Origin of the sequence: Roseovarius faecimaris (assembly GCF_009762325.1) — a bacterium.
GTDB classification, from domain to species: domain Bacteria; phylum Pseudomonadota; class Alphaproteobacteria; order Rhodobacterales; family Rhodobacteraceae; genus Roseovarius; species Roseovarius faecimaris.
Window position 1 is genome coordinate 3,824,744 of the sequence record NZ_CP034348.1, and the last position, 13,104, is coordinate 3,837,847.

The window sequence follows — 13,104 nt, forward strand, 5'->3', positions numbered from 1 at the left end:
CATGAGCGCGCCATCCCACCCTGATCTGACCGGGCATGTCGCCCTTGTGACAGGCGCCAGCTCCGGTCTTGGCCGCCGTGCCGCAGAGGTTCTGGCGCGCGCCGGTGCTCAGGTTGTGGGCGTGGCGCGCCGTGCGGAGGCCCTGGATCAGCTTGACGGGGTTGCGGCGCTGCCCTGGGATCTGTCGGACCGTGACAGTCTGGCAGAGCTGGCCGCCGCCGCGCGCGTGCCTTTTGGTGCGCCGGACATCCTGGTTCATGCCGCCGGGATCAACACCCGCGAGGTGGCCGATGAGGTGACACCTCAAGGCTGGGACGTGACACTCACGCTCAACCTCGCCGTGCCGTTCTTCCTCTCGCAGCATCTGGTGCCTGCGATGAAGGACAAGGGCTGGGGCCGGATCGTCAATTTCGCGTCGCTGCAAAGCAGCCGCGCCTTTCCGGGCGGGCTCAGCTATGGGGCCTCGAAGGGCGGTATCGCTCAGCTGACCCGCGCCATGGCCGAAGCATGGTCATCGAGCGGCATCTGCGTCAACGCCATCGGTCCGGGTTTCTTCCGCACCGAGCTGACGGCGGCGGTGTTCAACGACCCCGAGCGCGCCGCGCGGAATGCCGCGCAGACCTGCATCGGGCGCAATGGCGAGCCCGAAGACCTTGACGGCCCGCTGCTGTTTTTCTGCTCTGACGCCTGCGCCTATGTCACGGGGCAGGTTCTGATGGTCGATGGAGGCTTCACCGCAAAATGAAAGCGCTTGTTTATACCGGTGTTGAAACGCTTGAGCATCGCGCCGTGCCGGACCCTGAGCCGGGCGAGGGCGAACTTCTGGTGCGGATCGACAGTGTCGGCATTTGCGGCTCGGACATGCATGCCTTTCTTGGCCATGACGATCGCCGGCCCGCGCCGCTGATCCTTGGCCATGAAGGCGCCGGGGTGACGCAGGATGGCCGCCGGGTGACAATCAATCCGCTGGTGACGTGTGGAACCTGCCGGTCTTGCCGCGCGGGCCGAGATAACCTGTGCAGCACACGTCAGATCATCTCGATGCCGCCGCGGGAAGGGGCCTTTGCCGAAGCGGTGGCGATGCCCGAGCGCAACCTGGTCGAGGTGCCGGACCATGTCACTCTGGAGCAGGCCTCGCTGGCCGAGCCGATCGCGGTCAGTTGGCATGCGGTGCGCCTCGGGCTTGAGGCTGTACCGGACGACATGCGCCAGAATGCGCTGGTGATCGGCGGAGGGGCCATTGGCGTGGCCGCCGCTCTGAGCCTGCTGGCCCAAGGTGTCAAGGACGTGACCCTGACCGATCCCAACCCGCTGCGCCGGGCCTTCCTAGGGCTGGAGGCGGGCTATCGCGTGGCTGATCCCGATTCCGTGCTGGGTGCGCAGTTTGACATCACAGTGGATGCGGTCGGGTTCGATGCGACCCGCGCCGCAGCCAGTGCTGCCACGCATCCGGGCGGGGTGATCCTGCATATCGGCTTGGGTGGGGGTGCCGCGGGGTTCGATATCCGCCGCATCACCCTGCAGGAGATCACCGTGATCGGCACCTATACCTATACCGCCCAGGATTTCCGCGACACCTGTGCCGCCATGTTCGACGGGCGCCTCGGCCCGCTCGACTGGGTCGAAACCCGCAGCCTTGCCGAGGGGGCCTCGGCCTTTGCCGATATTCGTTCCGGCAAAACCTCGGCCCCCAAGATTATTCTTAAACCCTGAAGACAACCGGAGACGCCAATGTCTAATCCATCCCCAAATGAAATCCCGCACCTTCTCGTGCATGAAGAGGCCGACAATGTCGGTGTGGTCGTGGTCGAGGGCCTGACCGCGGGCACCGATATGCTGTGCTGCATTACCCATGACAATTCGACCTTCCGCCTGACCGCCGGCGCGGATGTGCCCATCGGCCACAAGATCGCGCTGACGGATCTGAAGGACGGCGATACGGCCATCAAATACGGCGAGGATATCGGAAAGATCATCGCCGACATTCCGAAGGGTGGGCATGTCCACACCCACAATTGCAAAACGAAGCGCTGGTAAGGAGAGCCGACCATGAGCAAGTATTCCAACATCACCGTCATGGGTTACCGGCGCGAAAACGGCCGTGTGGGTGTGCGCAACCATGTGCTCATCCTGCCCGTCGATGACATTTCCAACGCCGCCTGCGAAGCCGTGGCAAACAACGTCAAAGGCACTCTGGCCATCCCGCATGCCTATGGCCGCCTGCAGTTCGGCGAAGACCTTGAGTTGCATTTCCGCACCATGATCGGCACCGGGGCCAACCCGAACGTGCATTCCGTCGTGGTGATCGGGATCGAACCGGGCTGGACCAAGCGTATCGCCGATGGCATCCGTGAAACCGGCAAGGAAGTGGCCGAGTTCTCCATCGAGCAGAAAGGCGACTTCGAGACCATCCGCGCCGCCTCCTGGGCCGCGAAGGATTTCGTGCACAAAGCCACCGAGGTGCAGCGCGAGGAATGCTCGATCAACGAGCTGTGGATCTCCACCAAATGCGGCGAAAGCGACACGACCACCGGCCTCGGCTCCTGCCCGACCGTCGGCAACATGTATGACAAGCTCTTGCCCGAAGGCATCACCGGCTTCTTTGGCGAGACCTCCGAGATCACCGGGGCCGAGCATATCTGCCAGAAACGCGCCATCAACGAAGAGGTGGGCGAGCGCTGGTACAAGATGTGGAAGGCCTATCAGGATGACGTGATCTTTGCCCACCAGACCGATGACCTGTCGGACAGCCAGCCCACCAAGGGCAATATCGAAGGTGGCCTGACTACCATCGAGGAAAAAGCGCTGGGCAATCTCGAAAAGATCGGCCGGACCTCGCAGTATATCGACATTCTGGAGCCTGCCGAACGGCCCAACTCCGGTGCGGGGCTTTACTTCATGGACAGCTCATCAGCGGCGGCGGAATGCGTCACGCTGATGGCCGCGGGCGGCGCTGTGATCCACACCTTCCCCACCGGGCAAGGTAATGTGGTGGGCAACCCGATCGTCCCCGTGATCAAGATCACGGCGAACCCGCGCACCGTGCGCACCATGGGCGAGCACGTGGATGTGGACGTGTCCGGCATCCTGCGCCGCGAACAGACCATCGACGAGGCGGGCGATGCCCTGATCGAGATGATCCGCCGCACGGCCAATGGCCGTCACACTGCCGCTGAGGCACTTGGTCACCGTGAGTTCTCGATGACCAAGCTCTATCGCAGCGCGTAATACCACGATGGGCTGCGGCCGGATTACCTCTGGCCGCAGTCTGCAAGTTTCCCGGTACTGGCCTTGATCTCATAAGGAGTTGCCAAACATGCCGACCTCGATCCTCATTCCCGTTGCCATCGATCACGAACCGCTGGTGGAACAAAAGCTCGCCACCGCGCGCGAAATGCTGAAGCCCGGCGGCGTGATCACCTTGCTGACCGTTCTTGAGCAGATCCCCGGCTTTACCGCCGAGTTTGTCACGGTGAAGTCAGAGAACCACCTGTCCAACAAGATCATGAGCAACCTGAAGGCTCTGGCCGGAGATGCCGAGGATATCAAATGCCTTGTCACCACCGGCAAGCCGGGCCTGCGGATCACCGAAGTGGCGAGAGAGATCGGCGCGGACCTGATCATCGTGGGCGCGCATCATCCGTCTGCGATGGACTATTTCCTTGGCTCGACGGCATCGCGTGTGGCGCGCAGGGCAACCTGTTCCGTTCTGATCCAGCGCCCGGCAAGCTGACCGGCCGGACAAGGACCGGATAGGTGGCACAGATCACCAGACCCCGAAGGCAGGCGCTTACGCCCGTGCCCGCGCCAAAGGACGACAGTCTGCCCGGGCAGGGCGACGGCTCGGCGCTGAGCGATCAGCCATATGACGGCCGTCGGCTGTCTTATGCCAACACCTTTCCAAACCCACTGCAGCAGCGGCTGATCAAGCTGATCGAGCTGGCAACCGCCAAGATGAGCCTCCTGCGGCGCATCAGGCGGTTCGAGGCCATGGGGGTGCCGCATGGGCAAGCGTTCTGGGCGCAGGCACTCGGGGTCATGGGGATCGAGCTTCAGACCCCGGCAGAAGAGATCGCCCGCATTCCGCAAACCGGGCCGCTGGTGATCACCGCCAATCATCCGCATGGGCTGGTGGATGGCATGGTTCTGGCCGAACTGATCGGACGGGTCCGCACCGACTACAAGATCCTCACGCGGTCCCTGCTGACCGGTGTCGGGGAAATCGATGAATTCATGATCCCTGTTCCCTTCGCGCATGACCCGGACGCTCTGGAAAAAAGCATCGAGATGCGCCGCCAGGCCATGGCACATCTGACCCAGGGCGGCGTGATCGCGCTTTTCCCTGCGGGTGTCGTGGCCTCGGTCGACACTTGGACCGGCCCCGCGGTCGAGCGCGAATGGAGCGCGTTCACCGCCAAGATGATCCAGCGGTCCGGCGCCGCGGTGCTGCCGATCCGCTTTCCGGGCCAGAACAGCCGCGCCTATCAGCTTGCCAGTCTCACCTCGCAGACCCTGCGGCAGGGGTTGCTGCTCTACGAGGTCAAGCACGCCCTTGGCAAACCCCAGCGTCCCCATGTGGGAGAGCTTGTTTCCCCCGAGGAGATCGCCGCCTGGTCAGGCGATCCGATGGGGCTGATGCGGTGGCTGCGCGCCCGGACATTGTCGCTCGGCCAGGGCTGAGCCGATAATCCCGTCAGCGCGCAGACATGCGACGCAACGGCATCGCCTGTTTTCCAGGAAACCGGTTGATAATCCCGAGATCATTCTCAACTAAGGCAGCATGGGCATGACGGCGCTCGGGTGAATGGGACGATGCGATGAAACTTTCGATCAACGGGCAGATGCACGAGGTCGATGTTGAAGAGGAGATGCCACTCCTCTGGGTGCTGCGTGATGAGCTGGGTCTGACCGGAACCAAATACGGATGCGGTATCGCGGCCTGCGGGGCCTGCACGGTTCATATGGATGGCATCGCGGTACGCTCCTGCCAGATCGAGGCGGGCATGGCCGAGGGCAGTGAGATTGTCACCATCGAAGGTCTGGGCACGCCCGACATTCTGCATGCGGTGCAGGCGGCCTGGATCTCGCATCAGGTGGCGCAATGCGGATATTGCCAGTCCGGCCAGATCATGCAGGCCGCGGCACTTCTTGCGGAAACACCAGCCCCCACTGACGACGAGATTGACCTAGCGATGAACGGGAACCTCTGCCGCTGTGGCACCTATCCGCGTATCCGCGCGGCAATCAGGGCCGCCGCCGAGAGTTTGCGGGAGGGCTGAGCGATGGGGCGCCTTCGGACGATCACCCGCCGGTCTTTCCTCGTCGGCTCGGCGGCTGTGCTGGGGGGCGTGGCATTCGGCACCTATGTTGCCAAACGCCCGCAGGACAACCCGCTCACCGCCGGTTTGCGCGAGGGCGAAGCAGCCTTCACCGCCTATATCAAGATCACCGCCGACCGCATCACCCTCATCGCGCCGCATGCCGACAAGGGCCAGGGCGCGCAATCGGCGCAGGTCATGCTGATCGCCGAAGAGCTGGATGTGGAGCCCGATCAGGTTGAGGTTAGTTTCGGTCATCCTGCCCCGGCCTATTACAATACCGCGCTTGCCGACGGACAGGCGCCCTTCATGCCGTTCGACCAAAGCCTGACTGCACGGACCGTGCGCACTGTGATGGGTGTCGGAACCAAGGCGTTGGGGGTGATGGCGACAGGCGGCTCAACCACCATTCCCGACAGTTACACCAAATTGCGTGTGGCCGGGGCCGTGGCGCGCGAGACGCTCAAACGCGCGGCGTCCGGGCAAACCGGTATCGCGGTGGACCAGCTTACCACCGCGCGCGGGGCCGTGATCCTGCCCGATGGGACAGCGCTGTCCTATACCGCGCTGGCGGTTGCGGCGGCCGGGATCGAGCCTGTGCAGCAGGTCACGCTGCGCGACCCGTCCGAATGGCGCCTGATTGGCCGACCTGCGCAAAGGCTGGATATCGTGGCCAAGTCCACCGGCACCCAACGCTTCGGGATCGACCGCAAGATCGACGGAATGGTCCACGCCGCCCTGCGCCTCAACCCGCGCAAGGGTGGCGAGATGCGGAGCTATGACGCCAGTCTCGCCAAAGACATGCGCGGCGTGCAGGCCATTGTTCAGATCGAGGGAGCGATCTGGGAGCTGGACCGCTCGGGCAAACCTTTCGCGCGGCGCGGTCCGGTCGGAGTGGCGGTGATCGCCGACAATACCTGGCGTGCCTTTCAGGCGGCCGATGCCATCAGCATTGACTGGGCCCCCGCCCCATATCCGGCCGAGATGGAGGCGCATTGGGCTGCCGTGGAAGAGAGCTTTACCGAAGACAGGCGCGAAGCGACCTGGCGCGATGAGGGCGATACAGAGGCCGCCCTTGCGCAGGGGAGCGTGATCGAGGCGGAATACCGCGCGCCATATGTGGCCCATCAGCCGCTTGAGCCTCTGAATGCGATCATCCGGGTGGACAGCGCCGGGGCCGAGGTCTGGGCCGGGCACCAGATGCTTCGTTTCGCACAACAAAAGATCGCCAGGGCAGCAGGGCTGGACGACCCCGAATCCGTGATTTTCCACAATCAGTTTATCGGCGGCAGTTTCGGGCACCGGCTGGAGTTCGATTTTCTCATTCACGCGGCGGAAATCGCCCGGCAATTGCCTGGCGTGCCGGTGAAGCTGACGTATCGGCGAGAGGAAGATTTCGCCCAGGATTTTACCCGCCAGATCAGCATGGCGCGGATGCGTGGCCGTGTGGCGGGGGGCCGTGTCGACACCTATGCCGCCGATATTGCCAGCGTTTCGGCCATCGGTTCACAGACGGCGCGCCTCGGGTTACCGGCGGTCGGCCCGGATCAGGAAATTCCCGCCGGGATCTGGACCATGCCCCTGGCCATCCCGAACCTGCGGGTGCGCGCCTATCGGGTGCCCGGCCTCGCTCCGGTGAGCTCGTGGCGGTCGGTGGGGGCGTCAAGCGCGGGGTTCTTCGGCGAAAGCTTCATGGATGAACTTTGCCATGCCGCCGGGGCTGACCCGATGGAGGAACGGCTGCGGCTGGTCACTAACGATGTGCATCGCCAGGTGCTGGAGGCGGTGGCGGATCTCTGCGACTGGGGCTGCAAGCTTGGCCCCGGACGCGGGCGCGGTCTGGCCCTCGTCGAAAGCTTTGGCGTGCCGGCGGCGGAGGTGGTGGATGTGACCGCGACCGAGGACGGGATCCGCATCGATACGGTTTATGTCGCGGCCGATGTAGGCCGCATCATTGACCCGGTGAATTTCGATGCGCAGATGCGCGGGGGCGTGATCTGGGGGCTGGGCCACGCGATGAATTGCGAAATCACCTATTCGGACGGCATGGCCGAGCAGAGCAATTTCGACAGCCATGAGGGGATGCGCATGTCGCAGACGCCAGAGATTTTCGTGCGCGGGCTGGAGAATGCAGAGCATATCCGTGGTATTGGCGAGCCGCCCGTGCCACCCGCCGCCCCGGCGCTGGCCAATGCGATCTTTGCCGCGACGGGTCAGCGCCTGCGCGAGATGCCGTTCAACAAGTTCATCGACTTCGTGTGAGCCATGCGATGACACCGCTCAGCCAACGCCCCTTTGCCCCTGTGCTTCCCCTTCTCTGGGTCGCGATCGCATTGCATGTTGTGGCCCTGCTGCTGGCCTTTGGCGCGGCGGAGGCCTGGCGGTTCATGCCCATTGCCGTGGTGTATCTTGCCTTGCTCGCCTGCCTTGCCCGTGGCTGGCGCTGGGCGGGATACGTGACCTTTTTCGCCAGCGCGGTCAGCGGGATCATCGTGCTGTCGACGCTCTGGAGCGTGAACGCCTTGCCCGGATGGTGGAAACTCGCCACGCTCTCGGCGCACTGGCTGACGGCGGGGGCGGTGTTTACAGTGCTCTGGCACGCCGCACCGTCCGACCCGGATCAATTGGGGGATTGACCTCATCCCTTGTGCGATCGGGCTGGGCTACTCCTTGGGACATCAAGACATGACACCCAAGGAGACTTACAATGTTTACGCAACGCTTCCCCAAACTGACCGCCACGCTTTCGACCCTTTGCCTCGGCATCGCCGCGGCCACCGGCGCCACCTTCAGCACCGCCAGCACGGCACAGGCTGACTCGGCTCACGGTTTTCCGGTCTGCTTCTATGCTTCGGTCGCCGCATACGAGAACAAGAACAAGGAGCGCCGCGCCTGCTTCCGCCTCGGCGCGCATAACGACCTCGACGATCCGCTCTATCGCAACATCACCAAGCATGGCGCGGGCTATGTCGATATCAAGCCGGGGTATTCGGTCAAGCTTTACCGCAAGGATTTCTGGAAGGGCGAGCCTGTACATCTGCGCAAGGACAAGGCGGTGGATATTCCCAAACACGCGCTGCGCTCAATCCGGGTGATCAAGAACGAAATCGGTGATGTGGAGGGTTACCCGCTCTGCCTCTACCGCTCGGAAGAGGACTTCATCGACGCCAAGATCAATGGTCAGAAAGTGGATCGCGCCTGTTTCCCCTTCGGCGAGTACCAGACCTTCCAACTTGAACAGTTCGGTTACTTCAACGACCTGGCCACCTATGTGGACCTGCGCGAAGGTTACAGTGTCCGGCTTTTCGAGCATGAGAACTTCGGCGGCCGCTCGGCCATCGTGCGCGAAGACGGCCAACTCTATGGCAAGAAAGCGCGCAAAGCCTCTTCCCTGACCATCATTCAGGACTGATCCCTCCTCCCCCCAAGGCGTATCGTGAGCCTTCCCCTGTCCCTGACGATCACGATGCGCCTCACCTGGCGGCCCCGCGTGGGCCGCCCTTTTTCGTCAGAGTTCGGTCGAGGGGTCGATCAACCCTTCGCGCAGGGCCAGCGCGATAAGCTGGGCCACCGAATGCACATCGAGCTTCTGCATCAGGCTGGTGCGGTGGCGATCCACGGTTTTGACACTGATGCCGAGGATCTCGCCCATCTCCTTGTTGGAGCGCCCCGCAACGATCAGGTTGAGGATCTGCCGCTCCCGGTCGGTCAGCGGCGAAATTCGCGGTGTTTCCTCCAATAGCCCGGCAATATGCGAGGCCACATGCCGCCACCCGCGCAGGATGTTGGGCAGCTTCTCATACAGCTCGTCATTCGAGGTGGCCTTGGAGAATATGCCATCCACCCCGATCTCGACCAGCTCGCTCAGCTTGCCCACCGCCGAGATACCGGTGAGCACGACGATCTTCGTATCGGGTGACCAGCGCCGCGCCTCAACCAGCACCTCGGTGCCGCCCGCCAGGGGCATCTGCACATCGAGCAACATCAGATCGGGCCGGTGCTGGCGCAGCGCCGCAATGGCCTCCAGCCCGTTGGCCGCTTCGGCCACGACCTCGATCCCGTCTTCCTCGATCAGCCCGGGCGCTTCCAGCGCGCTGCGCAGGCCGCTGCGCACGATCGCATGATCGTCGGCGATGATGCATCTGTAGCGTGTCACGCGCTCTCCCCTTCTGACTGCGCCAGTTTGATCAGACGCAGGCACCGCTTGGCAACCGAAACCTCGTGCGGCGGATTTTGGTTGTGTCGGCGCGGTGCGCGCGCCTAGGCTGGGCCATGCGGTGGATGTTTTTCATAGCTATGTTTTGGGCCGCGGCTGCGCAGGCTCAGCAGCTCAACCCGACGGGGGATGAGATTGACGCCTTCGTGCTGGCCGATGGCAACAAGGATCAGCAGCTTAGCCGTACAGAATTCCGCACCTTTGTTCAGGCCATGGCCAAAGCCGGGCAATCGACGGCCAGGCAAATCCGCTTTTTCGGGGCCTATGATTATGCGTTCAACATCGCAGACGCGGATGGGAATGGCATCTTGACCCCGATGGAAATGCGTCAGGCCGATGACAGCCATCGCGCAGGCGAAGGTGGCTGAAAAACGCATTTTTTTCAGCCTCATATGGGGGATCGACCTCATGTAGCTGCGGCAGGACATGCCGCAAAGTCTTCCTATCGAAACGCTCGATGACAACCCAACCCGATAGGAGAAAAACTCATGAACACCCGCGTTATGACCGCCGCCGCAACGGCTCTTACCCTCGCCCTGACGGGCCTTGTCGGAGGTGCCGAACCCGCCCAGGCCTTTGGCTTTGACGTCTGCAAGAAGGTCAAGACCAAGATCGTGAACCGCACCGGCGAACAGGTGAAGATCTATGACCTGGATTATCACGATTACGGCTCGGACCTGTGGCGGTCGGAACCCGTGGACGATTTCTACATGCCCGCCAATGAGGTGCGTTTCATCACCCGCAATCTTGAGAACGTGAACGAGGCCCGCACGCAGATCCGGATCAAGTACAAAAAGCTCGACAGCGATGGCGAGTATCGGATCAAGGCCAAGGACTGGTCCGCCTCTTCGACCTGCTCCAAGAACAAGACCTATGTCGTCTATCTGGACAACTGATTTCGCTCCACCCGATTCATCCAAGGCCGCGCTTCCCTCCCGGGCGCGGCCTTTTTCGTGCGTTTTGAAAGGGAAATGACTTAGCGGGGCCGGTCCTGAACCCAGTCGAAGAGCAGGATCGAGCCCTTCAGCGTCTTCAGGTTGACCCGGTAGGAGAGCACCACGCGCAGCCCCGCGCCGCTGTTCTTCGAGAAGTAGAACACCTGCCGGGTGGGTTCGAACCGCGCGCAGCGCCGCCCGCCAAAGGGCACGATGAACCGCGCCCGCCTGTCCCGCTGGCTGTCAAACGCCTTGCGCTGACCCGAACCGGCCTTGTCACGTACACAGACATGCACCAGCCTTGCGGCATCGTCGGGCTCGGCCGTGGGAAGCCAGGCATCCCCATCAAGAACCCTGACGATCAGCCTGTCATGCTGCCCGCTTTGCAGCTCCAGCGGCGTGGCCGGGCCGATACCGGCCAGGCTGAGGACCGCCGCGACAAGCAGCGCGCGCAAAGAGCTGGTTCGGCGCAGGGTCATGGGCAGGCTCCGGTCAAAGGGGTGTCCTGCCCAAAATGAGGGGCGCCGATGCAACGCGGTATGAGGTCGATCCCCCAATTGCCACGGCGCGCGAACCGAAAGAGTTGCCAAGGGCGCGCGCTTGCCTGCATTCTGCGGCCATGGAGGCCCACCGCCTGAAAGGCCAGAGCTTTGCAATGACCCGTCGACTTCTGCGCCTCTGCCTGTTTCTGGCGCTCCTGCTGGCCCCGTGGCACGCGGCTGCGGTAGAGCTGCGGCCCGGGCAGGGCGTTCCCGATCTTGCGGCGCATCTGCGCTATGCCAGCGATCCGGGCGCCGATCTGGCCACCATGCTGAACCGGTTTCGAACCGGGCAATTCGGCCCTGATCTCGACATTCACATGCTCGATAGCAATTACGCCCCCGAAGCCTGGGCCGCGACAGAGCTGATCAATGCCAGCATCGCCGATGGCCGCGCCCCCGATCCGTTCGCCATCACGCTGGACATCCCCGTGGTGAGCGAGGTGGACCTCTATCTTATCCGCGAGGACGGGTTGACCGAGAACCTCTTGACCTACTCCATCTTCTCGGCGTTCGACCCGGCGCAGCATGCCGCCACCCGCCTGCGCACGCCGATCTTCGAGATTGCCCCGCAGGAGCGCGTGATCCTTCTGGCGCATATCAAGTTCGGTCCGTTCCAGTCCTTGCAGATGGCACTTGAAACACCCAGCGAGCTGGAAGGTTCGACCTTCAGCTCCGGTATCGCGCTGGCGGCGTTCTATGCGTTCAGCGTGGCCTGCCTGGTGTTTTTCGTCGGCTTCTTCCTGGCACTGCGCGACTGGACCAGCCTGTTCTACGCGCTGCTTTATTTTTTCGGGCTCGGGCTGGTGGCGGTGACAGACGGGCTGCTGTTCCGGTTTCTGTACCCGAACCGGCCCGATCTGCAATCGGCGGTGGGGTTCTTCATCCTATTTGCCCTGTCCGGCTCGGGCTTCCTTCTGGCGGGGCACGGCTTTGGACAAAACGGGGCTGTGCGCATGGCGCGCAGTGTGCGGGCGCTGGCGCTGCTGTCGGCGCTTGGGTTTCTGGCATCACTTGCCTCGCCCGGCACCTATGCGGCGATGGCGGCCTATGTGCTGCTGGGTTTGATGGTCGTGCTGGCACTGGCAAGCGGCGGTGCCTGGCGGCAGCGGCAGGGGGCCACGCACGCGATATCGCTCTGGCTGGCGGTGGCGACGGTGCTGGCCATTCTGGCCGTGCTGGTGCTGACGGTGACGGGTTGGGGTGGCAATGCCGTGCAACCGGCACTGGCGATCAAGCTGGTCTATGCCACGCTTCTAATCGCCACGATCACCAGCTTCGCCGCCCAATTCATCATGATCCGCCGCCAGCATGCCCAGGCCGTGGCCGAAAAAGTCGCGGCGCTGGAGCAAGAAGCCAAGCGCAGTCAGGAGCTTCTGGAGGCCGAACAGAACTATTCCCGCGCCCGCGATCTGGCGCAACTCAGGCAGCGGCAGCTTGCCACCGCCAGCCATGATTTCCGGCAGCCGCTTGCCTCTCTGCGGATGACGCTGGACGGGCTGGGCGACCAGGTTGATCCGGAACTGCGCAAGAGACTGGGCGAGGCATTTGACTATATGGAGGAGCTGACCGGCGATTACCTGTCGGAAACCGCCCCCGATGCACCGCCCCCGTCTCACAGCGGTGGCGAGGATGAGCCCTATGCGCTCTCCCTCATCCTGCAAACGGTGCACCAGATGTTTCATGATGAAGCGGTGTCGCGCGGGCTCAGGCTCGATATGGTCGAGAGCAGCGCGACGGTGACAGTGCCGCCCATTGTTCTGATGCGGATCGTCAGCAACCTCGTATCGAACGCGGTGAAATACACCCGTCAGGGCCGTGTGCTGATCGGGGTGCGGCGGCGGGCGACCGGCCCCGAGCTCTGGGTCTGCGACACCGGGCCCGGTATGACGGCTGAGCAGATCGAGACGTTCCGGCAGGAGGGCCAGAAAGGCGCGCAGTCAGAGGGTCATGGTCTGGGCCTCGCGGTATGCTTCGGGTTGGCTCAGGAACACGGTCTGCATTTGCGTGTTCACTCGCTTCCCGGGCGCGGCACGGTCTTTTGCCTTGCGGCCCCGCCTGCGGCGTGATGGCGCTGTGACTCCGGGCGGCGAACA

At 63.3% G+C, this 13,104-nt stretch carries 15 protein-coding genes; 13 read left to right on the plus strand and 2 right to left on the minus strand.

What is annotated here, in order from left to right:
- Window position 1: 1 nt before the first annotated feature.
- From EI983_RS19000 to EI983_RS19045, 10 genes are all read left to right on the plus strand, one after another.
- Entirely contained in the window at window positions 2–745 is a 744-nt protein-coding gene (locus EI983_RS19000) for an SDR family NAD(P)-dependent oxidoreductase (RefSeq protein WP_157708902.1), read from the plus strand.
- Window positions 742–1,713 carry a zinc-dependent alcohol dehydrogenase gene (locus tag EI983_RS19005; RefSeq protein ID WP_157708903.1) on the plus strand — a complete coding sequence of 324 codons (972 nt, stop codon included), beginning with the start codon at window positions 742–744 and terminating at the stop codon, window positions 1,711–1,713. The genes EI983_RS19000 and EI983_RS19005 overlap by 4 nt, the downstream gene beginning before the upstream one ends.
- Window positions 1,714–1,731: 18 nt before the next feature.
- Window positions 1,732–2,037: a UxaA family hydrolase gene (locus EI983_RS19010; RefSeq protein WP_157708904.1), complete on the plus strand. Its 306-nt coding sequence runs from the start codon at window positions 1,732–1,734 to the stop codon at window positions 2,035–2,037.
- Window positions 2,038–2,049: 12 nt separating this feature from the next.
- On the plus strand, window positions 2,050–3,228 hold the full coding sequence (locus EI983_RS19015; protein ID WP_157708905.1) for a UxaA family hydrolase: 1,179 nt from the start codon (window positions 2,050–2,052) through the stop codon (window positions 3,226–3,228).
- Window positions 3,229–3,316: 88 nt separating this feature from the next.
- Window positions 3,317–3,733 (plus strand): universal stress protein, encoded by a 417-nt coding sequence (locus EI983_RS19020; RefSeq protein WP_157708906.1) that lies wholly within the window; start codon window positions 3,317–3,319, stop codon window positions 3,731–3,733.
- Window positions 3,734–3,765: 32 nt separating this feature from the next.
- A complete protein-coding gene (locus EI983_RS19025) occupies window positions 3,766–4,680 on the plus strand; it encodes a lysophospholipid acyltransferase family protein (RefSeq protein ID WP_425500910.1) in 915 nt (304 codons plus the stop codon).
- A gap of 137 nt (window positions 4,681–4,817) precedes the next feature.
- Complete coding sequence (locus EI983_RS19030; protein WP_157708907.1) at window positions 4,818–5,279, plus strand: (2Fe-2S)-binding protein; 462 nt, start codon at window positions 4,818–4,820, stop codon at window positions 5,277–5,279.
- Window positions 5,280–5,282: 3 nt separating this feature from the next.
- Window positions 5,283–7,580 carry a xanthine dehydrogenase family protein molybdopterin-binding subunit gene (locus EI983_RS19035; RefSeq protein ID WP_157708908.1) on the plus strand — a complete coding sequence of 766 codons (2,298 nt, stop codon included), beginning with the start codon at window positions 5,283–5,285 and terminating at the stop codon, window positions 7,578–7,580.
- A gap of 8 nt (window positions 7,581–7,588) precedes the next feature.
- Window positions 7,589–7,954 (plus strand): hypothetical protein, encoded by a 366-nt coding sequence (locus EI983_RS19040; protein ID WP_157708909.1) that lies wholly within the window; start codon window positions 7,589–7,591, stop codon window positions 7,952–7,954.
- Between the two features lie 71 nt (window positions 7,955–8,025).
- The gene (locus EI983_RS19045) at window positions 8,026–8,730 is read left to right on the plus strand and encodes a hypothetical protein (RefSeq protein ID WP_157708910.1); all 705 of its coding nucleotides are present in this window, start codon (window positions 8,026–8,028) and stop codon (window positions 8,728–8,730) included.
- A 96-nt stretch (window positions 8,731–8,826) separates the two neighbouring features.
- On the opposite strand, the gene EI983_RS19050 is transcribed toward EI983_RS19045, so the two are convergent.
- Window positions 8,827–9,474 (minus strand): response regulator, encoded by a 648-nt coding sequence (locus tag EI983_RS19050; RefSeq protein WP_157708911.1) that lies wholly within the window; start codon window positions 9,472–9,474, stop codon window positions 8,827–8,829.
- Between the two features lie 140 nt (window positions 9,475–9,614).
- Between EI983_RS19050 and EI983_RS19055 the strand changes: the two genes are divergently transcribed.
- Window positions 9,615–9,902: an EF-hand domain-containing protein gene (locus EI983_RS19055; RefSeq protein WP_157708912.1), complete on the plus strand. Its 288-nt coding sequence runs from the start codon at window positions 9,615–9,617 to the stop codon at window positions 9,900–9,902.
- A gap of 120 nt (window positions 9,903–10,022) precedes the next feature.
- The gene (locus tag EI983_RS19060) at window positions 10,023–10,430 is read left to right on the plus strand and encodes a hypothetical protein (protein WP_157708913.1); all 408 of its coding nucleotides are present in this window, start codon (window positions 10,023–10,025) and stop codon (window positions 10,428–10,430) included.
- Between the two features lie 80 nt (window positions 10,431–10,510).
- Here EI983_RS19060 and EI983_RS19065 read toward each other — a convergent pair whose 3' ends face one another.
- On the minus strand, window positions 10,511–10,948 hold the full coding sequence (locus EI983_RS19065; protein WP_157708914.1) for a hypothetical protein: 438 nt from the start codon (window positions 10,946–10,948) through the stop codon (window positions 10,511–10,513).
- A 176-nt stretch (window positions 10,949–11,124) separates the two neighbouring features.
- Here EI983_RS19065 and EI983_RS19070 point away from each other — a divergent pair, with 176 nt between their 5' ends.
- Entirely contained in the window at window positions 11,125–13,077 is a 1,953-nt protein-coding gene (locus EI983_RS19070) for a sensor histidine kinase (RefSeq protein ID WP_198389348.1), read from the plus strand.
- The last annotated feature ends 27 nt before the right edge of the window (window positions 13,078–13,104 follow it).